This window comes from Alterirhizorhabdus solaris, from assembly GCF_007785815.1.
GTDB classification, from domain to species: Bacteria; Pseudomonadota; Alphaproteobacteria; order Sphingomonadales; family Sphingomonadaceae; genus Alterirhizorhabdus; species Alterirhizorhabdus solaris.
This window is the reverse complement of record NZ_VNIM01000010.1, coordinates 42,899-67,203: the sequence shown is the minus strand read 5'-3', so window position 1 is coordinate 67,203 and position 24,305 is coordinate 42,899. Positions and strand designations below refer to the sequence as shown.

Here is a 24,305-nt window from a genome sequence, read left to right as displayed (position 1 = left end):
CGAAGACGCGGGCGACGAAGGGGAAGCGCTGGCGGGAGCCCTTGAGCGGCAGCTTGGCACCGTCACGGTCCTGGATATCGGCGGCATGAACGCGAACCGTAAGCAGCCGGCCGTCGGTGTCGGTTAGGATGTGGCGCTTGCGTCCAGTGATCTTCTTGCCCGCGTCATAGCCCTTTTCGCCCCCTTTTGATCAGCGGTGCGGACGGACTGGCTGTCGAGGATCGCCGCCGAGGGCGAGGCTTCTCGGCCGCAGCGCTCGCGGTCGGCGAGCACGAGCGCATGATGGACGTGCTGCCACACGCCCTCCGCCTGCCAGCGACGCAGATAGTAGTAGACCGTCTGCCACGGCGGCAGGTCATGCGGCAGCAGTCGCCATGCGGCGCCCGCCCGCAGGAAGTAGAGGATCGCTTCGACCAGCTCGCGCGACGTGGCCTTCCGGGGTCGGCCGCCAGCCCGCGCATCCGGGATCAAGGGCGCAATCAACTCCCACTGGATGTCCGTCAGGTCAGTGTCGTAGCGCCGCCTCGCTTGCGGCTTCCTCTTCGGCATCGGGCATCGGCTCGCATCGTGGGTCCGACGCCCTATGAATCACGCCAAAGCCGCTTTGGGAATCCTTCTCAAACGCACTCTTAGTGATCGATCGGCGGAGTATCCGTGACTGACCTGCGGCCGGATGGCTCTTTGCACCGAAAGACATCCGGGGTGGGCGTCAGTGGTCACAGCGATGCAGACCCAGCTTTCAGATGCCGTTCCATTTGAAACCTGGGCGCCAATCATCGCTGCAGCCGACCGACCCGCAGTGGTGATCTACTCGCGTCCAACAACTTCCTCGTAAGTGGCCGTTCAGCGTGTCCGCTTGGGTGAAAACTTTGACTCGCATAAGGCGCAGGTTATTCACGTCGCCTGCCCGTGCAGGAGGAGCTGAATTATGAGCGACAAAGAACCCTCGGACAAGCCGACACGCTCTGCCCGTATCATGCTTTTCCTGGTCCTGGCGGCGGTGATCGCGCTCCTCGTCATCACGACTTACACCTGCGCCGAGCGTCCAGCGGCCACCCTACGTGGCTCAGGGGAACCCATGCTGTCCGACACCCCCCCTGCAATATAGGCAGCTCAGTCATTGCACTCGGGGCTGGGGCCATCCGTCAGCAAGCGTGCCTGTTCCCCGTAGACAAGACTGTAGCATTCGCAGGCGATGAAGTTCAGATCGGCCCGGTTGACGACCTGGAGGAGGCTGCGAGTGTTTTTGACTACTCCCAGGCGGACCAACTCCCGGATGGTAATGCTGATCGCATTACGCTTGACGCCGAGCATCTCGGCAAGCTCCGCCTGGGTTAGCGGTAGCAAGTCCGTTCCGCTGCGATCGTGCGTAGTCAGGATCCAGCGCGCACAGCGTTGACGAACGCTATGGATTGCGTTGCAGGCGACGATCTGCAGCGTCGTACGCAATAGTACTTCCCGATAGCGCGAAACCGCAGAGCATAATCCGATGCTTGCATCGACCATGTCCTCAAAGCCCTGAGCCGTCACGCGTACCGCCTTACCCGGCACCTGGACGAGAAAGCGTGTGAAGGCTGGGTCGACATACCCGCTGGCAGAGGTAGCCACAACTCCCTCTCGGCCGATCGTCATCGTCTCCACGGCACGTCCGTCGTGCATGACTGCAACAAGCGAGACCATGCCGGATAAGGGAAAATAGACATGGGTCAGCGGATCACCGGGCTCGTAAAGGATTTTGCCGACACGAAGATCGACTAGCTCGCAAAACGGTATCAGCGCTGCCTGCTCATGCGTCGGCACGCGTTCCAACAGGCCGTTCGTAATCGGCCATCGTTCCAGCGCCGTCGCGCCCATCATGATCTCCATCCCCGCGTTTCTATGAGCGGCCTCGACTAATGCAAACCTACATTAAGATGCGCTTCCGGTTACGTGAACAAAACTTACAAAACGAAAAACACCAGGTAAAACCTTCGGAACTTAGCAGACGTTCCCCTGTTTCTGCATCCTACGATACACTCGGCACGGGCACCGAGATCGATTAATGTGCAATGCGCACTCGACGTTGAGGGTCATGAAGTGGAAGCGATGTGAGTGAAATCAACGAACACGGGACCGTTATCCCGATCGTTCAAGAGTTCGCGACAGTCTCGACCCGCGAGGTCGAAACCGATCGTGTCAGCGTCCGAACGGTGGTCGAGGAGAAGCCCACCGACGTGGTGGCCCGGCTCGCTCGCGAAGAGCTGCTAGTCGAACGGCGGAAAGTCGAGCGCGAGGTGGCGGTGGCTCCTGCTCCTTACGAGGACGGCGACACGTTGATCGTGTCCGTCGTCGAAGAGCGGCTGATCGTGGAGAAGCGCCTATTCGTCATCGAAGAACTCGTGGTCCGCCGCGTTGCTCACGTCGACGACGTACACATCCCGACCACGCTCAAGACGATGCACGCCGTCGTCGAGCAAGACAGCGCCCAGCCGTAATAACAGGAGGAAGTCACATGGCAGGACCGAACGACCATAAGGATGGGGCACCGAGCCACATCCACATCGAGAAGGACAAGAAGTTCAACTGGCTGCCTTGGCTACTGCTCGGGCTAGGCTTGCTTTCCCTCCTGTTCGCGCTGAGCCGTTGTAATCGCGAGGAACCCGTCGCTGTTGCGCCGACGCCGGCGCCGGCAGCGAACGAAGTCGTGGCTGCTACGCCCAACGCCGGTGCGTCGGACGCGCTTGTCGGTACGTCCGGTCTCGGCACTTATCTCGCCGGTACCGAGGCGCTCCCCCGGACTTTTACCTTCGAGAAGCTGAATTTTGACGCCGCCAAGAGCGACATTCGTGCCGCTGACGCCGCCGAGGTCAACGAAGTTGCGACGACACTCGGCAAATACCCGTCCGCCAAGATCCGCATTGCCGGCTACGCCGATGCGCGTGGCAACGATGCCGCCAACATGGCGCTCGGCAAGGCCCGTGCTGACAGCGTCAGGAATGCGCTGGTCGCCAAGGGCGTCGATGCCAGCCGGGTCGAGACCGTCTCGGGCGGTGAGACCGACCCTGTCGACACGAATGCGACCGCCGGTGGCCGCTTCGAGAACCGTCGCACCGAGCTCGTCGTCACGGCGCGCTGATCCATTACAAGTCCCCCAAGGAGTGAAGACCATGTCCAGCACCATCACTGCCCTGTTCGACAACCGAGCCGATGCCGAGGCTGCCAAGGCTCGCCTCAAGAGCGCCCGCGTCGATGCCGACCATGTCCATCTCCACGACAAGTCGAGCACCGGCTACAAGGATAGCGGCTATTCGACGCATCAGGATCGCGGCTTCTGGGACTCGATTAAGAATGCCTTCGTTCCCGACGAGGACCGCCACACCTATGAGGAAGGCGTCCGCCGCGGCGGCGTGCTGCTGACCGCAGATGTCGATGACGATTGCGTCGACGAGGCGGTCAAGGTGCTCGAGGGCGCCAACACCGTCGATATCGACGATCGTTCGAGCCAGTGGAAGTCGTCGGGCTGGGATTACGCCGGCGCGGGTGCCGGCCTCAGCGCGATGAGCGGGACCGATCGCACGGATCGCACCGATCTCGGCGAGCGTGAAGAAGTGATCCCGATCGTCGAGGAGCAGCTCGTCGTCGGCAAGCGGGACGTGAACCGCGGCGGTGTCCGCGTCCGCTCCTATGTGACCGAGAAGCCGGTTCATGAGCAGATCCGCTTGCGCAACGAGCAGATCAATGTCGAGCGTCGCACGGTCGATCAGCCGCTGTCGGCTGCCGATTCCGATGCGTTCCGCGAGCGCACGATCGACATGACCGCCACCGGCGAAGAAGCCGTGGTCGGCAAGACCGCGCGTGTCGTCGAGGAAGTGGTCGTCTCGAAGACCGCGACCGAGAATGTCGAGGACGTCAGCGACACCGTACGCCGTACGGATGTCGAGATCGACCGCGACACCGATGTCGAGACCCGCACCGACGGCACGTTCGGCACCACCGGCAAGAAGCCCCTCTAAAGAGGCGCGGCCTGCGCGGGCGGTTGCCCGCGCAGGCTTTCTATCGTCGATCAACAGGGAGAAGCGGCGATGGAGCCGAACTATGTCAGCGCGGACGGCATGATCGCCGGCACGCGCAATTTCGGCGACACCGCCGTTCTCTACATCCAGGAGTGGGGCCCGCGGATCCTTGCCGCCGCCGTTATCCTACTCATCGGCTATCTGGTGGCCAAGGCTGCCAAGTGGGGCGTAGCCGCCCTCGTCAACAAGACACCGCTGGCGCGCCACGCGCATCGCCACTCGGGTGTGCCCGAAGCCGCCGGCCGACACCCCAAGAGCGTCGGTGCTCAGGTCGGCGATGCCGCCTTCTGGATCATCATCCTGATCGCGCTCGTGCTCGCCGCACAGCCGCTCGGACTTGCCGCTTCGACCAGCCCGATCGGGCGCATGCTCAACGGCTTTGGTGCAGCCATTCCCCGGATCATCGGCGCTGGCCTGATCTTCTTCGTCGGCTATATCGTTGCGAGCGTCGCCAAGAAGGCGATCGAAGCCGTGCTGACCGCCGCGCGCACCGAGCAGATGGCGGAGCGCATCGGCATGGCCAAGGCCGATCCGACCACCCTCCCTCGTATGGTCGGCGGCATCGTGTTCGCGCTCATCATCATCCCCGTCGCGATCGCTGCACTCGATCAGCTCAACATCCGTGCCATCTCCGATCCCGCGACGGCGATGCTGCGGATTATCCTCGACAGCATTCCTCACGTGATCGCTGCCGCCATCATCCTGGCGCTAGCCTATGTCATCGGCCGCTTCGCGTCGCAGCTCCTCGTACAATTCCTCAGCAGCACCGGCTTCGATCGGACCATCGCGGCACTCGGCATTTTCCCTTCCGCGTCGACCTCACCTGCACCGGGTGTTCCGGCGACGTCTGCCGGTGCCCCGGCGACTCCTGCAATTGTCCCGTCCAAGCTCATCGGCAATGCCGTGTTTGCGGCCATCGTCATCTTCGGGCTGATGGAGGCGTTCCGGCAGCTTAACTTCGCTTACGGCTCGCAGATGATGGCCGAGATCCTGACGTTGCTCGGCTCGGTCATCTTCGGTGCCGTCATCATCGCCGCCGCCGTCGCCATCGCCAAGCTCGTCGCGTCGGTGGTGCGGGCAAGCGGCGGTGCAAATGCAGAGCTTACCGCCAAGATCGTCCAGGTCGCGATCATCGTACTCGGCACGGCGATCGGCCTGCGCTTCATGGGTTTAGCCGACGACATCATCAATCTGGCGTTCGGCCTACTTCTAGGAGCCATCGCGGTTGCCTTTGCCCTTGCTTTCGGGCTCGGCGGTCGTGACGCTGCTGCCCGAACGGTTCAGAAGCTTGCCGGCTCGACAGGGACTGAGCAGATCCCGCCCCAAATGAGCAGCACGCTCCGGCCCGGTGCCGGTACGCCTCCGACCCAAGGTCCGCAGTCGTGAGAGCGCAGCTGCACATCGTGGCAGCGTTAGTCGTGGTCGGCCTTCTCGGTGGGTGCGACGGCCCACGCGAGAATGCGGGCGAAAAAGCTGACGCAGCTGCCAATGCAAGCGTCGATGCTCTCGGTGAAGGTTCCCGTGAGCGGCTCGGCGAGGTGCAGGATCGCGCTGTACGAGATCAAGGCCGCGCCATCGAAGCGCAGGCCGATGCTGCTGAAGATCGTGCGGACGAGGTCCGGACCGTGGCCGACCAGCGCGCCGATGGGCTGGAGCAGCAAGCGGCGGCGCTCCGGAAGGACGCGAAGCAGACCGGAAAGGCGCTCGACCAGCAGGCCGATGCGATCCGCGGCAAATGAAAGCTGCTGTGATCCAGCGCCGGTGGCAGACAGCTTTTGCTACCGGCATTGCCGTGACGCTCCTCACGGGCTGCGCCACTCCCTCTACTCAGATTTCCACGGCGCTGACGCGGTACGGCCTCGAGGCGCAGCGTGCCGATTGCGTCGGCTCCGACCTATCTTCGCACTTGTCGATTAATCAGCTTCAGCAGCTCGGTCGTGCCGCCAAGGCTTACCGCACCAACGATAGCGATCCTGCGCACCTGACCGCCAGCGACCTCATGCGGGTAGCCGTCGAATTGAAGGACCCGGCTGTACCGCTTGCCGTCGCCGGCGCCGGCGTTCGGTGCGGCCTCGTCGCGGGCGGCCTCTAACCAGCTCATCAGCAGCAACCGATCGACAGGAGAGAATGATGAACGACCCGATGGCTTCTAGCACCCCCACCGGCGGTCAATTTGCACCGTCGTCGCAAAGCGCCCCGCCGCCGGTTGACCGTTCGATCGGCGCCGGCAGCGATGTCGCAGGACAGGCCAAAGAGGTTGCTGGCGAAGCCGCCGATAAAGCCTCGTTGCTGGTCGGCCAGGTCAAGGACAAGGCCTTCAGCGCTGTGGAAGGGCAGAAGGCCGATCTTGCCGACCAGATCGACAGCCTTGCCGAGAGCGTTCACCGGTCGGGAGAGCAGCTGCAGGGTAAACAGGACTGGCTTGCGGGCGCCGTCGAGCGTGGTGCGGCCGAGCTTTCGACGCTTGCCACGTCCCTCCGCGAGAATGACCTGACCGCCCTGCTCGGCCAGGTGCAGACCTTCGCACGCCGGCAGCGGGCGGTGTTCATCGGCGCGATTTTGGCCGCCGGCTTCGGCCTTGCTCGTTTCGGCAAGATCGTCGCGGCCGACGTGCCGCGCGACGCCCTGCCGACACTGCCGGAGGTCGGCCATGAGCAGCGCTGATCCGGGAGCGCCTCACAGCCTCGGCCAGATCGCCAGCGGTCTTGCCGGCGATGTCCAGGACTTGGTCAAGGGTGAGCTGGCGCTCGCCCGCGCCGAGTTCGATCAGAAGCTCCACGGTCTGCTTGGCGGCGGCATTTCGCTCATCGGCGGGGCGGTGGTGGCATTCGCCGGCCTCGTTGTGCTGCTCGAGGGTGGCGCGGCGATCCTCGCCATGTGGATTCCGGCTTGGGCGGCTCTACTGATCGTTGGTGCCGTGATCGTCTTCGTCGGCGGCCTGATCGCCCGCGGCGGCCTCGCCAAGCTGTCGCTGAAGAACATCACCCCTGATCGAACGACGGCGAGCCTCAGCAAGGACGCCCGCATTCTTAAGGAGCATATGTAATGTCGGAAACGACCGAGACCGACCAGATCGAGCGCGATCTGGCGAGAACACGGGCGCGCATGGATAACCGCCTCGACGAGCTCCAGGACCGGCTTTCGCCGGGGCAGCTCGTCAACGACGCCTTCGCCTACTTCAAGGGCGGCGACGGCGCGGATTTCACCCAGGACGTGCTTGGCAAGCTCAAGGCCAACCCCCTGCCCGCAGCGTTGACCGGGATCGGGTTGGCCTGGCTGATGGTATCGAATGCTCGAACCTCCCAAACGCCGGCGAGGGTCACACGCGAGCCGGATCTTGCGACGCGCCTACGCACGGCCGAAGCCGGTGTGATGCGGCAGCAAGACGAGCATCCGGACGCCTATTCCGGTCGCATCGATGACGCCCGTGGCAAGGTGCTTGGGATCGCCCGGGACGCGTCCGATACAGCCTCCACCTACGGGCAGCGCATCAAGGACGCGATGGCGTCAGCCGCGCAGAGCGTGCGCGAAACGGCACACGATCTATCCGCCAGCGCTTCGCATGGCGCCACTCGCCTTAGCGATAATGCCCAGCGCGGTGGCGTCGCGGTTCAGGAAGGAATGGAATCGATGGCACAATCTACTCGTGAGACACTCGCTTCAGCGACGAGCAACCCGATCGTATTGGGGGCAATCGCCGCTGTGGTCGGGATGGTCGCGGGATCGCTGATCCCAACCAGCGATGAGGAAGAGCGCGCGCTCGGCGCTACGGCCGACAAGCTGCGGACCGCCGGCCGCGACCTGGCTCAGGATGTCGTCGACCGCGGTGCACGCGTCGCGTCGGAGGCAATCGGTGCGGTCAAGGATAGCGCGCAGGCGCATGGCCTCAGCGGGGACCGACCGATCGGCGAGATGGTTGCGGACTTGAAGAGCGGCGCGCTGGCCGGTGCCGTCAAGGAAGTCGCCGGCGAAGCCGTCAGCGCCGGCAGGGACAGTGTCCATACCCATTTTTCAAGCGGCAGTGACGCGGATATTTCTACGTCGCGCACGAACGTTTAAGGGCGACCGCCGGTAGCTTAATCTACCGGCGTCACTCGATTGGTAGGGCGCGCCATTAAGCCGATTGATCAGGGAAGAGCGAATGAACAGCAGCCAGTTGACGGACCGGATCGCGAGCTCGCACGGCTTAGGCAAGCCAGAGGCCAAGAAGATCATAGAAAGCGTTCTGGACGCGATTATCGAGGCGGCAATGGCCGGAGAGGAAGTGTCTTTGCACGGGTTCGGCAAGTTCAAGGTCAAGGCGACGGCGGCTCGCGAAGGTCGGAACCCGGCTACCGGTGCTGTGATGACGATCAAGGCCGGTAAGAAGCTCGCATTCGTTCCCGGCAAGACCCTAAAGGACAGGCTGGTCGCTTGACCTCAAGCGCCTCGGTACGCGCCGATCTCATCTTAATGGCGAGCGGGTCCACTCAGTGCCGCCATAACCGCGCCGCGCAGAAGTGAATGGTCGATCGGCTTGCGAAGCAAACTGGCGGCGGCGAATTGCGTCTCGATCCTCAGCCGCGCCTTATCGTCGGCGTAACCACTGACGAACAGGACCGGCACGACGCCATCGGCGTTGATACGCTCGGCCACGGCGATCCCATCGAGCCCGCAGCCGAGATTGATGTCAGATACGATCAGGGCCGGACGCTCTCTCGCGACGGCAGCGAACGCATCGTCGTCGCTCGCAGCGATCTCGATTGTATCGAAGCCCATCTCCTCCAGCAGGCTCTCGATCATCCAGGCGATCATAACCTCGTCCTCGACGATCAGGATGCGAGCCTGCATGTCTACCCTGGCGGTCCGCCCAGTTCCGTCCAGCGGCTCGGCCGCAGGGGGCCGACGGTCGCTCGCGGACTGCAGACTGCTTCCCATGCGGCCAGTCACCCGATCGCCTCCGAGGGGAAGGTGAGACGGAATGCCATTCCGCCAGACAGCCACTCACGGGTGCTATGCCCGCGCAGCTCATGTTTGACGCTGAGTGCGATCATACGCGATCCGAACCCTTCCCGATGAGGGGCTTCAACATTTGAAAGTCCGCTCTCGATCCAACTCAACCACGTGTCGCCGCTCCCGTCTGTTCCCCAGATCACAGTCACCCTGCAGCCCTCGGTCGATAACGCGCCATATTTCACGGAATTGGTTATCAACTCGTGCAGGATCATGCTAAGGCTCAGGAAATGGCGAGGGCTCAACATCAGCTGAGGCCCGGAGACCGACATCCGCTTATCGCCGGCATCGAGGTAGGGGCCGAGCAGCGCGTTGACGAGGGCGGCGAGCGACGCCCGTTCCCACGCGCCATCGGTGAGGATCTCGTGCGCACGCCCGAGCGATTGGAGCCGCCCCGTGAACGCGGGACCGAACTCCTCGAGCGACCGGCTGGCCTTGATGGTCTGGTGGGCGATCCCCGATACGACGCCAAGCAAATTCTTCACCCGGTGGTTGAGCTCGCCCACGAGGAGTGCCTGACGCCGCTCAGCGGCGTGCCGCTCGGTGATGTCGCGCAGGAAGCCAAGGAACACGGGTTCGCCAAACTGCTCGGTCCTCGTGATCGACAGCTCAATCGGAAGCTCGTGGCCGTCGCGGTGCAGGGCCTCTATCTCGAGGTGGCGGTCCAGAACCGGCCCCTCCCCCGTTGCGAGGTAGTGGGCGAGGCCGTGTTCGTGCGCGTCCCGGTAGCGCACAGGGATGATCATGTCGCTCATCCTTCGGCCGAGCGCATCGCCGAACGACCAGCCGAAGGTGCGCTCCGCGACGTCGTTCCACCCGGCGATCGTGCCATCGGTCCGCATCACCACGACGGCGTCTAGTGCCGTCTTGAGAACAGCCCCGAGGCCGGCGCTGTCAAGGTCGCTCGCGATAATCATTCGGCTGCCTACCGATCAGCTGGACTGCGGTCCAGCCGCGTCCTGAGAACGATCTCATCAGGTCCGGACGATTCCCTCACACGCCGGGGTTCGGCCTCAGCGCGTCTTCCGTCCGGTCAGCCAGCTCAGACCGCCACCAAGCGCCAGGAGCGCAATGCCGGCCGGGGCCTTACGTCGAAGCATGACGAGCCCGCCGGTCGCGAGGATGGATGGCAGCATGCCAACCTTCTCCATCCCCGCGACACGCGCGCCGCGCACCGTGGCGCGGCTGACGGCATACTCACGCAAGGCTGATCCCGTACTCGAAGCCGAGCCCTCGTCCACCCGCTGTGCCGACGATTGCTCGGACACCGCCGCGTGCGGGCCGGAACCCGCCTTGGGTTCGGCATCCGGGCCAGAGGCAACCGTGTCCGCGGCATGGGCGCCGCGTGTTCCCAGCGCCTTCTCGGGGCCCTTGGTTGTATCGCGCGCAGTCTGGCGTTCGAGCTCGCAATTGAACTCGGCGCCCAGCAACAGAATGTAGGCGGACAGGTAAAGCCAGGTCAGGAGGACGATCGCCGCGCCCAGGGAGCCATATGTCGCGTCGTAGCTGCCGAAGTTCGAGACATAAAAACCGAATCCCAGCGTGACGATCAGCCACAGGACCGTCGTAAGCACCGAACCCGGCGTCAGCCAGACCCACTTCGCCTCGTCGCGGTTCGGCGCGTAGCGATAGAGCGTTGCCGCCGCCGCGGCGCCGACCGCCGCCATGACGGCGTAGGAGAGGATCCTGCCGGCGACGAGGACGATGCCCGGCGCCGAAGGGAACAGCGTTTCCAGGCCGCCCATCGCGGCAATCGAGATGATTGCGAGAATGGCGACGAGCACGGCACCCGCCGTGATCGCAAGCGCCGTGAGGTTTAGCCGGACGAAGCCGCGGGTCTCTTCCTCATCATAGGCGATGTTGAGCGAGGTGATGATCGCCGACGCGCCCTTCATCGCGCCGTAGAGCGCGATCGCCAGCGCGATCAGGAGGCCGAAACCCTTCTTGCCACCGGAGGTGGTGACGACGTTCGCGAGCTGCTCGCCGATCAGCTTGGCCGCGTCCGCCGGCATCACCGAGGTGAGCGATTGGACGTTCCTGATCACAGTCGCGGGCGTGGCAACGAGGCCGTAGCTGAGCACGACCGCGCCGAGCAACGGTACCAGTGCCAAGACGCCGCAAAAGGCGACGCCGGAGGCCACCAGGCTGATATTGTCCTGCCCGGCCTCCTTCCAGCTGCGCAGGACGACCTCCTTCCAGCCGCTCGGAGGGATCGTCCATGGACTGATGGCATCGCGCCCGTTCGCGCCGCTGCTGGAGGTCGTCTTCGCCATTGCCGTGATCCCCTTGATTACAAGGCGAACCAGTGCCGTGGCGGGACGTTCCAGCGACCTATCCGATACTGAGGTATTGGGCGTTGTAGTCTCGCGTGGAACTCAGGCGCTGCTGCTTACGCAGCAATCCAACCCGCGATGGCAGCTCCCCTCGGCGGGTCCGCGTCGAGAGGACCTGCAAAGGAACGTTACGCTCGACGACCTGTTCTGATCGCGGAGGTGAATCATGCGGCGAGCGTTCCGAAACAACGGCTTGACCATCGCGCTGATGGTGCTCTTCGCAGTCAGCCTCCTTGGCCAGCTGCTCACCGGCTGGAGGGTGGAGAACGAAGATCTCGCGCGTCACGGCGGCTCTGCCGTGACGCTCGGCAGCTACATGGGCGGCCCTGCCTTCCTCTCGACGGTCTTCGAGAACTGGGAGAGCGAGTTTCTCCAGATGGCAACCTACGTCCTGCTTACCGCCATTCTCATCCAGCGCGGATCGGCGGAGTCGAAGGATCCGGAGGATCCGCCGCGCGACCAGGACCTCCGCCTGAAAGGGATGGCCCCGCAGGCACCGCCGATCCTGCACAAGGGCCGACTGGCGCGGGCGATCTATTCAAGATCGCTCGGCATCGCGCTGACCCTGCTGTTTCTCGTGTCGTTCACGATCCACTGGACGCAGAGCGCGCGTGTGGCGGCGCAGGAGGCCATCGACCACCATGAAGTCCCGCCCACCCTGCTCGGCTATCTCGTAGACCCGCAACTATGGTTCGAGTCGTTCCAGAATTGGCAGAGTGAATTCCTCTCGACGGCCGTCCTGGTCGTCCTCACCATCTTCCTGCGCCAGCGCGAGTCTCCGGAGTCAAAGCCGGTGGCGGCGCCGCATTCTCAAACGGGAGCATGATAGCTCCATCAGCCTACATTTCAGCCGTTGGTCACACCGAACTCCACTTCAATGCATCCGAAAGGCTGGCCCAAAGCTCATCCTTTCGAAACGGCTTCGTCAATCGCGGCAGGTCGGGCGCGATGCCATCGTCCGCGGCGTAGCCGGACACGAGTAGCACGGGCATTCCCGGGCGTTGCTGCCGCATAGCCCGCGCCAGATCGACCCCCGTCATCCCCGGCATGAGATGGTCGGTGATCAAGAAGTCGAAGTAAGACCCCTTGTCCAACAAACGAAGCGCCTCTTCTGCGGAGGCAGCCTCGATGGTTTGATAGCCGAGGTCCGCGAGCATGTCGGCGGTACTTTGTCGCACTAGTTCCTCATCGTCGACCAGCAGAGCAATTCCGTGCCCCGTCGCGAGCGGCGCGGGCTCCTGGACCGATGGCAGCTTCGTCGTCTCTACCGCCTGCACGAGCCAGAGCTGGACGTTCGTCCCAAGTCCAGGCCGACTGCTGATCGTCAGTGCCCCGCCGAGCTGCGAGGCGAGGCCATGGACCATCGACAGACCAAGCCCAGTCCCCTTTCCGATCCCCTTCGTCGAGAAGAAGGGCTCGGTCGCCCGCGCGATCGTCGCCTTATCCATGCCGGAGCCGGTATCCGCCACAGAGAGTCGAACATAACGACCAGGATTTACGCGTGAGGCCGATCCCTCCGGCACGTCTTCCTTCGACGCACTGATCCGCAACGTACCCCCGTCCGGCATGGCGTCTCTCGCGTTCACGGCGAGATTCAGCAGCGCCATTTCCAGCTGATTCGGATCCGCTTTGGCGGCCGGTAATTCCTCCTCGACGTCGACTGCAACCTTAATCTGTGGACCCGTGGTACTCGCCACAAGATCGGCCATGCCCGTCACGAGTTTGGCAATATCGACGGCGACCGGCTGGAGCGGCTGACGCCTCGCAAAGGCGAGCAGGCGCTGAACCAGCGTTTTGGCCCGTTCTGCGGACTGGACAGCACCTCGGATCAGCCGTTGCTCTCGCTCCCCGCCGACCCCCTTACGCTGAAGCAGATCGAGTGCCCCGACGATCGGCGTTAGCAGATTGTTGAAATCGTGCGCCACACCGCCGGTAAGCTGGCCCATGGCCTCCATCTTTTGGGCTTGGCGAAGCGCTTCCTGCGCCGCATCGAGTTCGGCTGTCCGCCTCTTTTCATCGGTGACATCACGCCCGACAGCGTAGAATATTGCGCCTTCGGGTACGAGACTCCAGGTGATCCAGCGCCACGACCCGTCGGCATGCCGCAGCCTATCCTCGAATCGAGCGATGCTCTCACCACGCCGAAGTCGCTCGACCGCTGCGCGTACCGCGTCGTGATCATCGGGATGGACCTGCTCGGGAAAAGGGCGGCCGAGGAGCGTTGCCTCGTCGAAGCCGAGCGTCGTCGTCCAAGCTGGGTTGATCACCTTCAGCGTGCCGTCCAGGCCCATGATCGCGAACAGGTCACTGCTCATCTCCCACGCGCGATTGCGCTCGCGCGTGCGCTGAACCACCTCGGCTTCGAGCTCGGCTCGCGACCGAGCAAGTAGCTCGCGTGCCTCGACAATTTCCTGAATATCGGTGCAGGTGCCGAACCATCGCGTGATGCGGCCATCGACATCGCGCATGCACTGTGCTCTGCCCAGGACCCAGCGATATTCGCCGGAGCTGTGCCGGAGGCGGTACTCGATATGGTAGGGCTCCGCTGTGGCCAGGCTGCGCCGCCATGTTGCCCACGCGCGCTCGCGATCGTCGGGATGAAACATGCCATTCCAGGCGTCACCGTCGGTGGAGTCGTGCGGCACGCCCGTGAACTCGTACCAGCGCTCGTTATAATAGTCGTGATAGCCGTCGGGTCGGGTCGACCAGATCATCTGGTCGATCGAGTTGGTGATCGCCTCGAAGCGCGCTTCGCTCTCGCGCAAGCGCGCGTCCGCGTCGTGCCGTTCGGTGACATCCTCAGCGATGCCCGCAAATCGCCCGGGCGTATCGCCCCCGGCGTCGACCGGAAACACCCTGTCGCGGATCCATCGAATGGTCCCGTCCGGTCGCACGATGCGATATTCGATGTCGGTGCCATCCGCAGTGAGCGGCTGCGCCTGTTCAACCTCCACGCGCGTTCGGTCGTCCGGGTGAACGGCGTCGAGAAACGAACTTAGGTCCTGAAAGAGCGGCGCGGGGGAGCAACCCCAAATACGTTCGTAGGCAGGCGAGACATAAAGAAGCCGACCTGCAGCCGGATCGGCGATATGGAAGACCTGATCCACAGCGGCCGCAAGTTGGCGAAATCGCTCCTCGCTTTCGGCGAGTGCGCGCTCGATAGAATGCCCGTCGGTAATGCCCTGCGGCCGTGTGATGTCGTTCATCATCCTGCTCTTTTCGACCGCTGCATAGCTCCACCGAGGAAGCGTTCGGCTAGGTCACACGGGGTGTGAGGAGCTTCGGCAACCCGGGTGAAAGGTCTCTGCTAATAGCCGCTTAGGCGTCGGGATTGTAAAGCAGCTGATCGACACGGAGAACGTGGCTAGCGGTCGGTCCGTTTAGCGGCACGTCCGAAGCGCCGTCGTTGCCAGTGGTCGGAACGCATCGGCGCATTGCCTGCTCGGCGAAATCGTCTCGATAGTACAGGGCCTTGAGATCGGGACAGAGAATGGAAAGCCTCGCCGGTGTCATGGTCGCCATGGGTCCAACGAACTGGACCTGTCCTGCCCAGAAGCCCTGCCGCGTGCTGGTGAACAGCCGATGGGTAGGCAGTTGCAGCGCGCCTCGATACCCTTCGAGATACAAGGCGACGCGGTAAAAACACTCACTCAGGACGAAGCGATCGCCGCCGGAAGCCGATCGTGGAGCGATATCAATCACTCGGCGCCGATCCTCAATCCGATAGGATATGCTGCACGTGCCGAATGCCGCCTGCTGGGGGAGCGGTCCCCGTATCGGCGCGGTGTGGGAGTAAATCGAACAAGCTCCTCCATTCAGTTCCGGGTAGGGCATGAAGGGGTTGTCGCGCGTCACGGCACCGATGCCGGTACCGGGATACAGGCGCCTCGCAGTATCGGACGTAGCGCACACGTTCCCCTTCCCCGATCCGCGCGGAATGTCGAGGGTCGGCGATGCCGGTGTCACCCCGAGAAGAAGGGCCTTGGCATCCTCGACGGCAACTGCGGACCCGCCTGCTAGAGGTATGGTAGCCGACTGCAGAACCAGAGCAGCCATGGGGATTACGAGCCCGAAAGCCATACCTCGTCCTTCTGCTCGCCGTATCGCGCACTGGCGGTTGTCATAGTGCCTGGGCTACCTCTCAGACAAGCTAACCTCGACGCAGGCGAATGATGGCACCCGTTAAGTTCCAGAGCGTTGAGCCCGCTCACAGGCGGCTTGGTCGAGCCGCCGCATGTGTGTTCGATCTTGGTCGGTTGACGCGCCGCAGCGGCGATCGAGCGAGCTCAGCCAAAGCAGACGAAGGGGTGATGCTTGCCGACTGTTGATGCACGTGACCTTGCAGGGGCGCCGATGATGGACTGCCTCGTCATCGGCGGTGGTCCCGCAGGGCTGACCGCTGCGATCTATCTCGCGCGGTTTCATCTCTCGGTGGTCGTTGTCGATGAGGGGAAGAGCCGTGCAGCCCTGATCCCGAAGACGAGGAATCACGCCGGCTATCCCGCCGGCATCGCGGGCACCGAGTTGCTTGCACGGATGCGGGAGCAGGCGGAGCTTTACGGCGCGCAGATTGTGCCTGGTCGGATCGATCAGCTGACGCTCGAAGCCGGTGTCTTCACGGCGAAAATGAGCGGCAGCCGCCTTCAGGCGCGCAGCGTCCTGCTTGCGACAGGCATCATCAACCGCCGTCCGAACATGACCGATGCTCTGCACGACGAAGCGCTAGCCGTCGGTGCGCTGCGCTATTGCCCGGTCTGCGATGGCTTCGAGGTCACGGATCGCACGATCGGCGTCATCGGCTCGGGCGAGCGGGGCACGAACGAAGCGCTGTTCCTGCGCTCCTACAGCAAGCAGATCACACTCATCGCGCCGATGGGCAGGCACGACCTTGCCGACGAGCAGCGCAAGAAGCTTCAGGACGCAGCGGTGGAGGTGGTCGACGGACCCGTGGGGCGGTTCGATCTCGATGACCGCCGTTTGAGTGTGCGCATCGGGAGCAACCGGCATACGTTCGACAGCATATACCCCGCTCTTGGATCCGATATCAGATCAGGCTTGGCAGTTTCGGTTGGTGCCGAAGCAACGGAGGAAGGCTGCCTTACGGTCGACAGCCATCAGCGCACTACCGTTTCGGGTCTCTATGCGGCTGGAGACGTTGTGCTGGGCCTCGACCAGATCAGCCACGCCATGGGTGAAGGCGGCGTAGCGGCGACGACCATCCGCAACGATCTTGCCAGCGATCGACCGCTTTACCGGTAGGCGTTCTGAAAGGGCTGGATTGCATGCTTCGAAGGAATCTTGAATGGAAGAAATAGCAGGTTGGATCGCGCCAGCGGCCACGATGATTGCGGCCATGATGACCGCCGCGAATCTTGGGACCCGGGTAACGGGATGGGGTTTCATCGTCTTTACGGTGGGCTCGATCGGGTGGTCTATCGTCGCCATCTCTACGGGCCAGCACAACCTGCTGCTCACCAACGGCTTCCTGACCCTGGTCAACGTCGTCGGCATCTGGCGATGGCTCGGTCGACAAGCGCGGTATGAGGACGGAAGTCGTGCCGCGACGATCGAAAGCGCCGCAGCCCGCGTCCCCACATTGTTCTCCGCCGGCGCGCTTGTCGGGCATAAAATCATCGCTCGAGACGGCACCCCGCTTGGTACCGTTGTCGACGGCATGCTTCGCTGCGGCGACAAGGCGCTTGCGTACGTGGTTGTCGGCGTTGGAGGTTTGGCCGGCATCGGCGAGGAACTTCGTGCGGTCGACCCTGCCCGCCTCGTGTTCCAGGAGGATGGGATCTCTACGGACATGACCCTGGATGACATGCAGCATCTGCCGGTACTTCCCATCGATAATTGGCCAGCCGAGTTTCCTTGAGCAGCGGGAAAGTCGCGAGCAGCAGGTGAGTCCGGTCGCATTGGCCGATGTCATGGATCGGCTGCGTAAAAAAAGCATTTGAGAGTTACGTTTTGGCGAGCGCTGCGACCCTCCAAGCGCAACAGGTTTTCACCAGACGATATGGAGATTCTCGCCGGACTCTCTCCGCACGCTCGGCCATTCGTCTTCCTCCCGCAACCGACGCTGAGATCCGCGAGAGCCGTCTTGAGCTGCCCCCTTCCGAGTGGTCCATCGACTATGACAGTCTGGACTGTGGATAGGCGTCGAAACGGAACCCCGTCATTTGGCAGAAAAGAAACTGAAAACGCTGGATATTCTGATGGTTAAGAGGGTCCCGATCGGCGCCTATCGCCCCCCCCGAACGTTTCTTTTCTGTCTTCCGCTACAACGACTTAGCGGCATTTTGGCGGGGGTCCCGTTTCGACGCCTATTCACACGCCAGAGACATTAGGAGCGTGGCCCGACGGGTGTTTAAGAACGGCGGCAAGGGCGATTGGCCAGCGACAATCTCTGATCAGGTTTCTAATGGCGCGAGTGAAATCCGATTGCCTTGCACATGTCGGAACGCCCGATCGCGGCACGTGAGCAAAATCACCTGCATCCTTTCTGCTGCCTCACTCAGTATCTCAACCATCAGATCGAGCCGAGCATCATCGGCGTAAACCAGCGGATCGTCGAGGATCAATGACACCGGCCGACCTTGCTCAAGGAGCATGTCCGCAAACGCGATTCGGGTCAGTACCGCCAGCTGTTCCTGAGTTCCGCGCGACAGATCCCCGCACCCTTCGCTGATCCCGCCCCGCACCACCGCATCGAGCATCAGGTCCTCAGAGAAGGACAGATCACAGCCAGGCAGCAGGCGCTCGATGTGCCGCTTTGCCCTCTTGGCAACGGGGCCGACGAACTTGGCCGACGTCTCGTCGCGTGCCTCATCGAGCGTTTCGCGCAGAAGCTTCAGGGTTTCCGCCTCTTCGGTGACGCGTTGCACGGCCGCGCATGCGGCCTCAGCTTCCTCGCGGGCGCTTGCCTCACGGTCGGCAAGACCCTTGCCCCCCTCGCTCTCGATCGTCCCCTCAAACCGGGCAATCTCCATCTCAAGCTTTGTCCGCGCATCCCCCGCCGCCCTGCTCCGCGCATCAACCGTATCGATCTTCCGCGCGATCGCCCCAGCGTCGTGCGCGGTCGCGTCGCGTGTCGCCTCTTCCAGCTTCACTGCCGCTTTGGCGGTTTGCTCGCGGGCACGAGCGAGATTCTCTGCCAGGCTCGGGAATTCCGGCCGGCTCTCGATCGCAGTGATCTGACCCGTAGCGTTGGCGAGATCGCTCGCGGCCCCCGCCTCGGCGGTGGCAAGCGGTGCATCCTCCTCCTCGGCACGCCGAAGCGCGGCGAGCGCGCTATCCTGAGCGCCTTCGGCCCGCGCAAGCGCGGTGTCGGCCGACTCCAATGCGGTGGTGAGGACTGCGATATCGGGAAGATTGCCGTCACCCGTGACGGCTTCATCCGCGAGCTCGACGATGAAGAGCTTGAGCGCACCGGCGCCGGCGGCGAGCCCGATATTTTCGTCGGCTGGCGTCGTCGCTTCGATCCGCGCCGCTATGGTGCGCAGTTCGCTCGCAGCATCCCGCGCAGCGTCGTTGCGTGCGCGCGCCGCCGCGAGGTCAGCAACATCGAGATCCGCCAGCGCAGATTGCTGCTTCTTCAAAGCCGACGATAACGCCTCTTCGGCGCTGGCTGCGCCGGCGGCCGGTATCACGATCAGCTCAGCGCCACCGATACGGAAATGGGTCCTCCCGGTGAGGGTCCGCTCTCCAGGACCCGCGGCTTCTCCGTCAATCAGGATGCCGGCAGTGTCGCCGGTCAGCGCGATGCGCGTCGCACCGGCGCTCTGCGCTGCACGCGCCTCGGCAATTGCTCGCTCATTCGTCTCGAGCAATTCCATCGTCTTTGCAGGGATCAATGTGGCCGCGAGGATCTTGGCCTCGCTCTGGAGCCGTTCAAGCTCGACCAGCTCCGCATACCGTTTGCGCGCTACCGCGACCCCGGTCTTACGACGTGCAGCCCGCACGCGATCCTCGCCAGCGCTGAGGGCGGCGCGCGCGTCCTGACGCGCCGTCCGGGCGCTTTCAAGCGCTGCACGCGCATCAACGAGGCGCTGCTTGGCCGTAGCCAGTCCCTCGCCAAGCGCCGTCCGCTTGGCACGCGCATGCTCCAGAGCGAGGCTGGCCTTGTCACGTGCTTCCGTCGCTGTGCGATGGCGCTCCGAAAGGTCCTCGAGCCCCCTGCCCTTCGCGCTGACAGCTTCGTGCTCGGCGCGACGGGTCGCGAGGATCTGTGCGGCCGCACGCGCGACCTCAAGGGACGCGACCAGGTCCTTCCGCGTTTGGACATCCGTGTCGTCGGCGATCTCCCGCTGAACGACCTTCAGCCTGGCGCGCGCGGCTTCCAGTTCGGCGAACGTCTTCTCCAATCCAGCGAGTCTGTCAGCGGCATCTCGCGCAGCGGTCTCAGCGCTCTCGACCCGCTCCCGCACCTCATTCTGTCGCTCGCGCTTTTGACCCGTTGGCGACCAGTATCGGGCAAACTGCTCGTCGATCCGGGTACGCACGCGTTTGTAAGCCGGGCCGCCCATGATCGAGCCGACCTCTGCTTCCAGGGTCGACCTGACCGTATCGCGCACGATTTGCCCGGGTGCGGTGACCGCGAGAGCGTCCATTTGCGCCACCCAGAGCAGGCCCAAGGCGCCATAAGTCCCGGCATCGCCCTTCTGACTGGTATCGCGGACGGACCCGAGAAGCGCATGGAGCCGGGCTTCGGCTTCTTCGCCCTGGGCCTTTCCCTGTGGTCCCGTGACCTCGATCGTGGCGCCCCGCAGGAACCGCTTGGTGACGGTCCACGGTGCACCGTCGGCCTCGAACGACACCTGGATCTCCGGCCCGACCGCTTCGCCATAGGGCGCGAAAGACTGGGCGAGCTGGTTCTTGGTCCCATGGCGCACGAAAAAGGCCGCTCGAAGCGCTTCGAGCAACGTCGATTTGCCGGTTTCGTTGGGCTCGATGATGATGTTGAGGCCATCGGTCAGCCCCTCGATCGCCATCGGCTCGCGAAACTTGCGGAAGCCGTCGACGGCGATCCGGCGGAGCCGCAGACTCATGCCTTCTCCTCCCGGCTATATTCAACGAACAGACGCTCGAGCGCTCGTTTGGCGACCGCTGCCTCAGGTCCACCAGCGTCAATCCGGGCGGAGAGTTTTGCAGCGGCAACGCCAAGCATCCCTTCGACTGCGAGTTGCGCGAGATCATCTTCGCTCGGCCGCCCGACGAGGTCGCTGGCGCGAACATCGAGATAGCGGACGCGGTGGCTGACGTCATTTTCGAGCCTGCCGAGCATCGCCACCCGATCGGTGAGACTGGTGATCCCGGCGAGCGATAGTTCGAGAAGAGTCGCCGGCGGGTCGATCGAGGCCAGCATCTGGTCGCACTCCGCGTCGAACGCAGCCTGATCGTTCACGGTCCAGCTGCGCCTGATCCATTGGAAACGGCCGGTGCGGATGGGGGTGACGGTCGGCTCGCAGCCTTCGTCGACGTCGACCAGCAGGATGTGGCCCGGCTCGTCGCGCTGAAAGCGATCGGTCTCAGGCGTGCCCGAATACCAAGTGCGCGCGTCGACCTTCAGCGTTCCATGCCAGTCGCCAAGCGCGAGATAATCAAGGTTGGATCTACGGGCACGGTCGGGTGCGATCTGGTTCTTGGTCTCGCCCTGCGTCCCGAAATCTCGAATCGACCCGTGAGCCACGCCGAGACGCAGCCGCGCCCCAGGCGTTGCCATGCCGTCGAACAGGTCGGTCGGATCATCGAGATTGTGCCGGTGCGTGAGCGGCGCGGGCAACAGCCAGACGCCAGGCTCGATCTCGTGGGGCTGCGGTTCGGAGAGGACGGTGATGGTGCCGCCCGCGCGCTGGCGCACACGATCCCATAGACCGCCATTACGGGCGAAGTCATGGTTGCCCGGGAGCAGCCACCAGCGGCAGGAATGGCGCTCCATCCGCGATATCGCCTGCACGATCGTACGATCCTCGGGGCCTTCGGTGTCGAATACGTCGCCAGCGACGAGGACATGATCGGCACCGTAGAGGGTGGCCGCCTTGCCGATCGCATCGATCGCATCGAAGCGCGCCTCGGTCAGCGCCGCGCGCACATCAGGTTCGAAGCGGCCATAAGGCTTGCCGAGCTGCCAGTCCGCCGTGTGGATCAGCTTCATGATGGTTTCGCAGCCTGGCGCGTCATCGCAGACCGATCGCGCGAGCCCAGGCATCGACCTGCCCGAAGGCATCCTGCTGCCATTCGTCCGCGGTCCTGCCGTCGAGGATGTCGGAGCCCTCGACGAAGTTGCGCACGCACGTCGCGCCATAGCCGTCGGGGTCTTCGAACTTCGCCACGATATGGGCGAAGCCGTCCCGGCCGCTGTGATGGTCAAGCAGCGGTCGGCAGTCCCCTGCGAGCGCATCGATACCGCCCGGATAATTCCGGATCGAGAAGTAGATGTCGTAGGCGTCCTTCTGCTTGTAGCGCCCGTCGAGTGCGAAGCCCTTCATGGCGAGCAGCGCAGGGATCGAGGCGACCGCGATCATCACCTTGTTGGTGCCGCCCTTGGGCATGTCGCCTTCGATCGCCACCATCTCGTGAAAATGGATGGCGAGATCCGCGCCGGATGCGCGCTGGGTGGCGAACTCGGTGGTGAGCGGCGGCCGGTTCTTTTCGAGGACGTCGTCATAAGGCCGCAGGAAATCGACGATGATATCGATCGGCGGGCCATCGTCCTTCGGCTGGACGGTCCGGACCATCTGGAAATATTTGAGCGTGTTGCGCGCCGCATAGCCCTGCCCGCGTAGCGCATCGACGAGAGCGACATATTCGTCTCCCGCGGCCAGCGCCTGCGCGTCGAGGCTGAGGTCGATGTCGAGCGTGCCGACATGGCGCATCTCGCTGTCCTTGAGCAGCAGCCATGGCACGGCGCCGCCGATGACCGCGAACTTGCCGCGGAAACTGCCGAGCGTCTGGCCGATCTCGACCAGGACCGAGCGAACCGCCGTGCTTGTGCGGTCGTCATAGTCGGCGGCGGATTGCGGCTCGTTCGTCACGAAGGCCACCGCAGAAGCTGGTCTTTCAGGTGCTCGGCTCCCTCAACGCCGCGCTCGCCGCCAGCCATGAGATCGAGATAGGTCTGAACGGGGCTGGTTGCGATGATGCCCGCGGCGGCCGGCCGCGCATCGTCGAGCACGCCGTCCTCGTCCGGCACGCGAACGATGACATTGGCGCCCTTCGCAGGCGCACTGAGGCTGAGCAGCGTCTGGAGCGCTTCGAGTCCCTTCTGGTCGGCGTAGAAGTAGCTGCTGCTCTGGCGGACGAAGGGGGCGTACCAGTCGGCCGAGCTGAACGAGGCCAGGGCCACCCTGCCCTCCTCGCCTTCGAGATCGCGCAGCCGGTCGGTGAGCGCTTTGCCGTGCAGATGGGTGTAGAGGCGCACTTCCTCGCCCTTTGGCGGCTCGTAGTTGCGCGCCCACTCATCCAGCAAACCGGATGGGTCTGCGAGGTAAAGACCCTGATCGGATTGCTCGGCCCATTCACGATCCCGCAGCGCAGTCCCGATCGTGCTCACGAGACCCAGGCTGACCTTGGCGGCCTCGGCAAGCTCGGTCACGCGCCAGGCCCGCGCCGGCTCATCGAGCAGCACGCGCAAGATGCGGGCCGACTTTGGCTTAAACAGCGAGCGAAGCGCGCGGCGCTCCGGTTCGGGCTTCCCCTCGACTTGGCGATCGATGAACACGGTATCGAAAGCGATGCGCGCATTTCCCTCGAAATCGAGATAGGCGATACCCTCCTCGCGACAGGCTGCCTGGGATTGCTCGGAGAGATAGGGCGCCATGAACATCGGCACGCCCTCCTGCCCGCTCTGGCCGAGGTAGCGCTTAAGCTGGTAGGCGGCCTGATGCGCCATGCGCGGCTGGCCGTTGCCTTTGACGTCGACCACGAGCCGCATCGGCCGACCCGCAAATTCGGTGTCGGCAATGATGTCGATGGTATCAGGCTGACCGGGCTCGCCAACGAACGTCATATGCGCGAGCGACAGCTGGGGTATGGTCCCCAGGAAGGCCTTGAGCGTCTCTGCCGCTCGCCGTTCGATGCCGTTCGCTGTTTTCACCGGTTTGCTGAAACCATGATTCCCGTGAAATAGCAACCAATTTCATCACACTGCGCTTTTCAACGCATTGTTGAAAGCACCTTTCGACTGAACTGCCATCCTCTCGCTTCGTTATCCCCATAGCATAACCACGTCGTACCGTGGGCCATCATTCCTCCCCACGCGTTCAAGCTCAACAGTCAAAGAGGCGCCCATCCATGATCACCCTACATCATTTGAACTTCTCCCGGTCGATCGGGTGCTCTGGCTGCTCGAAGAGATTGGCCTCGACTATGAACTGAAGTCTTATGAGCGCGACGAGAACTTCCGCGCGCCAGCCGCGCTCGGCGCGGTCCACCCGCTTGGCAAGGCCCCGATCCTCGTCGACGATGGTCTCGTGCTGGCGGAGTCGGGCACCATCCTGCGCTATCTGGAACAGAAATATAGCGACGGACGTCTCGTGCCGGCGCCGGGTACCCCTGATCGCCCGATCCACGACGAATGGCTCGACTATGTGGAGAGCTCTGCGGGCCTGCCGGTGATGGTGACGTTGCTCGGCGGCATGACGGGCGGCCTGCCGGCCGGGCTTGCAGGCTTCACCGCACCGGAGCTGACCAAGACGCTGACCTTCATTTCCGACCGCGTGACCGATCGCACCTACCTGATGGGAGACCGGCTGACGCTTGCCGACATCCAGATGAGCTATTTGCTGTCGGCGCTCCGTCACGCTGGGCAGCTCAAGGCCTATCCCGTGCTTATCGACTATCTGAGCCGGCTGGAGGACACGCCTGGATTGAAGAAGGCCATCGAAGTCGGTGGCCCGATGACGCCGCCCGCCGAGCGTTGATCGCCTGA

General features: G+C 63.7%; 26 protein-coding genes and 1 pseudogene. 14 read left to right on the top strand and 13 right to left on the bottom strand.

Annotation, left to right across the window (positions count from 1 at the left end; genetic code table 11):
- Together FOY91_RS22760 and FOY91_RS04450 are read right to left on the bottom strand one after the other, a co-directional pair.
- Positions 1 to 130 (bottom strand): annotated as a pseudogene (locus FOY91_RS22760) (IS5/IS1182 family transposase); the annotation flags it as partial.
- Positions 124 to 549 carry an IS5 family transposase gene (locus tag FOY91_RS04450; RefSeq protein ID WP_145148542.1) on the bottom strand — a complete coding sequence of 142 codons (426 nt, stop codon included), beginning with the start codon at positions 547 to 549 and terminating at the stop codon, positions 124 to 126. The pseudogene FOY91_RS22760 and the gene FOY91_RS04450, both read right to left, overlap by 7 nt.
- A 379-nt stretch (positions 550 to 928) precedes the next feature.
- Between FOY91_RS04450 and FOY91_RS04445 the strand changes: the two genes are divergently transcribed.
- Entirely contained in the window at positions 929 to 1,108 is a 180-nt protein-coding gene (locus tag FOY91_RS04445; protein WP_145148540.1) for a hypothetical protein, read from the top strand.
- 5 nt (positions 1,109 to 1,113) lie between these two features.
- Here FOY91_RS04445 and FOY91_RS04440 read toward each other — a convergent pair whose 3' ends face one another.
- The gene (locus FOY91_RS04440) at positions 1,114 to 1,866 is read right to left on the bottom strand and encodes a Crp/Fnr family transcriptional regulator (RefSeq protein ID WP_238995247.1); all 753 of its coding nucleotides are present in this window, start codon (positions 1,864 to 1,866) and stop codon (positions 1,114 to 1,116) included.
- A gap of 221 nt (positions 1,867 to 2,087) precedes the next feature.
- On the opposite strand from FOY91_RS04440, the gene FOY91_RS04435 reads away from it, so the two are divergent.
- The 4 genes from FOY91_RS04435 to FOY91_RS04420 all read left to right on the top strand — a co-directional run bounded on the left by FOY91_RS04435 (position 2,088) and on the right by FOY91_RS04420 (position 5,438).
- Complete coding sequence (locus FOY91_RS04435; protein WP_145148538.1) at positions 2,088 to 2,474, top strand: DUF2382 domain-containing protein; 387 nt, start codon at positions 2,088 to 2,090, stop codon at positions 2,472 to 2,474.
- Positions 2,475 to 2,491: 17 nt separating this feature from the next.
- Complete coding sequence (locus FOY91_RS04430) at positions 2,492 to 3,115, top strand: OmpA family protein (RefSeq protein ID WP_145148536.1); 624 nt, start codon at positions 2,492 to 2,494, stop codon at positions 3,113 to 3,115.
- Positions 3,054 to 3,992: a YsnF/AvaK domain-containing protein gene (locus tag FOY91_RS04425; RefSeq protein WP_238995246.1), complete on the top strand. Its 939-nt coding sequence runs from the start codon at positions 3,054 to 3,056 to the stop codon at positions 3,990 to 3,992. Before FOY91_RS04430 ends, FOY91_RS04425 begins: the two co-directional genes overlap by 62 nt.
- 69 nt (positions 3,993 to 4,061) lie before the next feature.
- Complete coding sequence (locus FOY91_RS04420) at positions 4,062 to 5,438, top strand: mechanosensitive ion channel (protein ID WP_145148532.1); 1,377 nt, start codon at positions 4,062 to 4,064, stop codon at positions 5,436 to 5,438.
- 26 nt (positions 5,439 to 5,464) lie between these two features.
- On the opposite strand, the gene FOY91_RS21540 is transcribed toward FOY91_RS04420, so the two are convergent.
- Positions 5,465 to 5,713 carry a hypothetical protein gene (locus tag FOY91_RS21540; RefSeq protein ID WP_162527131.1) on the bottom strand — a complete coding sequence of 83 codons (249 nt, stop codon included), beginning with the start codon at positions 5,711 to 5,713 and terminating at the stop codon, positions 5,465 to 5,467.
- Positions 5,714 to 5,799: 86 nt separating this feature from the next.
- On the opposite strand from FOY91_RS21540, the gene FOY91_RS04410 reads away from it, so the two are divergent.
- The 5 genes from FOY91_RS04410 (at position 5,800) to FOY91_RS04390 (ending at position 8,469) form a co-directional block, all read left to right on the top strand.
- Positions 5,800 to 6,144, top strand: coding sequence for a hypothetical protein (locus tag FOY91_RS04410; protein ID WP_238995245.1), 345 nt, complete (start codon positions 5,800 to 5,802; stop codon positions 6,142 to 6,144).
- Positions 6,145 to 6,182: 38 nt separating this feature from the next.
- Positions 6,183 to 6,716, top strand: coding sequence for a hypothetical protein (locus FOY91_RS04405; RefSeq protein WP_145148528.1), 534 nt, complete (start codon positions 6,183 to 6,185; stop codon positions 6,714 to 6,716).
- The gene (locus tag FOY91_RS04400) at positions 6,703 to 7,098 is read left to right on the top strand and encodes a phage holin family protein (protein ID WP_145148526.1); all 396 of its coding nucleotides are present in this window, start codon (positions 6,703 to 6,705) and stop codon (positions 7,096 to 7,098) included. The genes FOY91_RS04405 and FOY91_RS04400 overlap by 14 nt, the downstream gene beginning before the upstream one ends.
- The gene (locus tag FOY91_RS04395; protein WP_145148524.1) at positions 7,098 to 8,111 is read left to right on the top strand and encodes a DUF3618 domain-containing protein; all 1,014 of its coding nucleotides are present in this window, start codon (positions 7,098 to 7,100) and stop codon (positions 8,109 to 8,111) included. The genes FOY91_RS04400 and FOY91_RS04395 overlap by 1 nt, the downstream gene beginning before the upstream one ends.
- 67 nt (positions 8,112 to 8,178) lie before the next feature.
- Positions 8,179 to 8,469, top strand: coding sequence for an HU family DNA-binding protein (locus tag FOY91_RS04390; protein ID WP_275265933.1), 291 nt, complete (start codon positions 8,179 to 8,181; stop codon positions 8,467 to 8,469).
- A gap of 32 nt (positions 8,470 to 8,501) precedes the next feature.
- Here FOY91_RS04390 and FOY91_RS04385 read toward each other — a convergent pair whose 3' ends face one another.
- The 3 genes from FOY91_RS04385 to FOY91_RS04375 all read right to left on the bottom strand — a co-directional run bounded on the left by FOY91_RS04385 (position 8,502) and on the right by FOY91_RS04375 (position 11,317).
- Positions 8,502 to 8,882: a response regulator gene (locus FOY91_RS04385; protein ID WP_162527130.1), complete on the bottom strand. Its 381-nt coding sequence runs from the start codon at positions 8,880 to 8,882 to the stop codon at positions 8,502 to 8,504.
- Between the two features lie 95 nt (positions 8,883 to 8,977).
- Complete coding sequence (locus FOY91_RS04380; RefSeq protein WP_145148518.1) at positions 8,978 to 9,961, bottom strand: sensor histidine kinase; 984 nt, start codon at positions 9,959 to 9,961, stop codon at positions 8,978 to 8,980.
- Positions 9,962 to 10,057: 96 nt separating this feature from the next.
- Complete coding sequence (locus FOY91_RS04375) at positions 10,058 to 11,317, bottom strand: YihY/virulence factor BrkB family protein (RefSeq protein WP_145148516.1); 1,260 nt, start codon at positions 11,315 to 11,317, stop codon at positions 10,058 to 10,060.
- Between the two features lie 226 nt (positions 11,318 to 11,543).
- Between FOY91_RS04375 and FOY91_RS04370 the strand changes: the two genes are divergently transcribed.
- Positions 11,544 to 12,203 carry a DUF6766 family protein gene (locus FOY91_RS04370; protein WP_145148514.1) on the top strand — a complete coding sequence of 220 codons (660 nt, stop codon included), beginning with the start codon at positions 11,544 to 11,546 and terminating at the stop codon, positions 12,201 to 12,203.
- A gap of 31 nt (positions 12,204 to 12,234) precedes the next feature.
- Here FOY91_RS04370 and FOY91_RS04365 read toward each other — a convergent pair whose 3' ends face one another.
- Both FOY91_RS04365 and FOY91_RS04360 read right to left on the bottom strand, forming a co-directional pair.
- Positions 12,235 to 14,583, bottom strand: coding sequence for a PAS domain-containing protein (locus tag FOY91_RS04365; RefSeq protein WP_203234491.1), 2,349 nt, complete (start codon positions 14,581 to 14,583; stop codon positions 12,235 to 12,237).
- Positions 14,584 to 14,695: 112 nt separating this feature from the next.
- Positions 14,696 to 15,079 (bottom strand): hypothetical protein, encoded by a 384-nt coding sequence (locus FOY91_RS04360; RefSeq protein ID WP_145148509.1) that lies wholly within the window; start codon positions 15,077 to 15,079, stop codon positions 14,696 to 14,698.
- Between the two features lie 651 nt (positions 15,080 to 15,730).
- Between FOY91_RS04360 and FOY91_RS04355 the strand changes: the two genes are divergently transcribed.
- Positions 15,731 to 16,636: an NAD(P)/FAD-dependent oxidoreductase gene (locus FOY91_RS04355; RefSeq protein ID WP_145148507.1), complete on the top strand. Its 906-nt coding sequence runs from the start codon at positions 15,731 to 15,733 to the stop codon at positions 16,634 to 16,636.
- A gap of 43 nt (positions 16,637 to 16,679) precedes the next feature.
- Positions 16,680 to 17,252 carry a PRC-barrel domain-containing protein gene (locus tag FOY91_RS04350; protein WP_238995243.1) on the top strand — a complete coding sequence of 191 codons (573 nt, stop codon included), beginning with the start codon at positions 16,680 to 16,682 and terminating at the stop codon, positions 17,250 to 17,252.
- Between the two features lie 535 nt (positions 17,253 to 17,787).
- Here the strand turns inward: FOY91_RS04350 and FOY91_RS04345 are convergent.
- Genes FOY91_RS04345 through FOY91_RS04330 form a run of 4 tightly spaced genes read right to left on the bottom strand, consistent with a single transcriptional unit; the run spans position 17,788 to position 23,507 of the window.
- Positions 17,788 to 20,424, bottom strand: a complete 2,637-nt coding sequence (locus FOY91_RS04345) for an AAA family ATPase (protein ID WP_145148505.1) — start codon at positions 20,422 to 20,424, stop codon at positions 17,788 to 17,790.
- Positions 20,421 to 21,530, bottom strand: coding sequence for a metallophosphoesterase family protein (locus FOY91_RS04340; protein WP_145148503.1), 1,110 nt, complete (start codon positions 21,528 to 21,530; stop codon positions 20,421 to 20,423). Before FOY91_RS04340 ends, FOY91_RS04345 begins: the two co-directional genes overlap by 4 nt.
- Positions 21,531 to 21,552: 22 nt before the next feature.
- Entirely contained in the window at positions 21,553 to 22,419 is an 867-nt protein-coding gene (locus FOY91_RS04335; protein WP_238995242.1) for a hypothetical protein, read from the bottom strand.
- Positions 22,407 to 23,507, bottom strand: coding sequence for a type IV toxin-antitoxin system AbiEi family antitoxin (locus FOY91_RS04330; protein ID WP_238995241.1), 1,101 nt, complete (start codon positions 23,505 to 23,507; stop codon positions 22,407 to 22,409). The genes FOY91_RS04335 and FOY91_RS04330 overlap by 13 nt, the downstream gene beginning before the upstream one ends.
- A gap of 202 nt (positions 23,508 to 23,709) precedes the next feature.
- On the opposite strand from FOY91_RS04330, the gene FOY91_RS04325 reads away from it, so the two are divergent.
- Positions 23,710 to 24,297, top strand: a complete 588-nt coding sequence (locus FOY91_RS04325) for a glutathione S-transferase family protein (protein ID WP_238995240.1) — start codon at positions 23,710 to 23,712, stop codon at positions 24,295 to 24,297.
- Positions 24,298 to 24,305 lie beyond the last annotated feature (8 nt).

What these genes read in the sequence shown, in the direction of transcription:
- FOY91_RS04340 (WP_145148503.1), bottom strand. Translation starts at nt 21,530, where the DNA reads ATGAAGCTGATCCACACGGCGGACTGGCAGCTCGGCAAGCCTTATGGC.
- FOY91_RS04355 (WP_145148507.1), top strand. Translation starts at nt 15,731, where the DNA reads ATGATGGACTGCCTCGTCATCGGCGGTGGTCCCGCAGGGCTGACCGCT.
- FOY91_RS04445 (WP_145148540.1), top strand. Translation starts at nt 929, where the DNA reads ATGAGCGACAAAGAACCCTCGGACAAGCCGACACGCTCTGCCCGTATC.
- FOY91_RS04405 (WP_145148528.1), top strand. Translation starts at nt 6,183, where the DNA reads ATGAACGACCCGATGGCTTCTAGCACCCCCACCGGCGGTCAATTTGCA.
- FOY91_RS04420 (WP_145148532.1), top strand. Translation starts at nt 4,062, where the DNA reads ATGGAGCCGAACTATGTCAGCGCGGACGGCATGATCGCCGGCACGCGC.
- FOY91_RS04430 (WP_145148536.1), top strand. Translation starts at nt 2,492, where the DNA reads ATGGCAGGACCGAACGACCATAAGGATGGGGCACCGAGCCACATCCAC.
- FOY91_RS04380 (WP_145148518.1), bottom strand. Translation starts at nt 9,961, where the DNA reads ATGATTATCGCGAGCGACCTTGACAGCGCCGGCCTCGGGGCTGTTCTC.
- FOY91_RS04385 (WP_162527130.1), bottom strand. Translation starts at nt 8,882, where the DNA reads ATGCAGGCTCGCATCCTGATCGTCGAGGACGAGGTTATGATCGCCTGG.
- FOY91_RS04400 (WP_145148526.1), top strand. Translation starts at nt 6,703, where the DNA reads ATGAGCAGCGCTGATCCGGGAGCGCCTCACAGCCTCGGCCAGATCGCC.
- FOY91_RS04395 (WP_145148524.1), top strand. Translation starts at nt 7,098, where the DNA reads ATGTCGGAAACGACCGAGACCGACCAGATCGAGCGCGATCTGGCGAGA.
- FOY91_RS04440 (WP_238995247.1), bottom strand. Translation starts at nt 1,866, where the DNA reads ATGGAGATCATGATGGGCGCGACGGCGCTGGAACGATGGCCGATTACG.
- FOY91_RS04365 (WP_203234491.1), bottom strand. Translation starts at nt 14,583, where the DNA reads ATGAACGACATCACACGGCCGCAGGGCATTACCGACGGGCATTCTATC.
- FOY91_RS04345 (WP_145148505.1), bottom strand. Translation starts at nt 20,424, where the DNA reads ATGAGTCTGCGGCTCCGCCGGATCGCCGTCGACGGCTTCCGCAAGTTT.
- FOY91_RS04350 (WP_238995243.1), top strand. Translation starts at nt 16,680, where the DNA reads ATGGAAGAAATAGCAGGTTGGATCGCGCCAGCGGCCACGATGATTGCG.
- FOY91_RS04425 (WP_238995246.1), top strand. Translation starts at nt 3,054, where the DNA reads ATGCGACCGCCGGTGGCCGCTTCGAGAACCGTCGCACCGAGCTCGTCG.
- FOY91_RS04375 (WP_145148516.1), bottom strand. Translation starts at nt 11,317, where the DNA reads ATGGCGAAGACGACCTCCAGCAGCGGCGCGAACGGGCGCGATGCCATC.
- FOY91_RS04450 (WP_145148542.1), bottom strand. Translation starts at nt 549, where the DNA reads ATGCCGAAGAGGAAGCCGCAAGCGAGGCGGCGCTACGACACTGACCTG.
- FOY91_RS04370 (WP_145148514.1), top strand. Translation starts at nt 11,544, where the DNA reads ATGCGGCGAGCGTTCCGAAACAACGGCTTGACCATCGCGCTGATGGTG.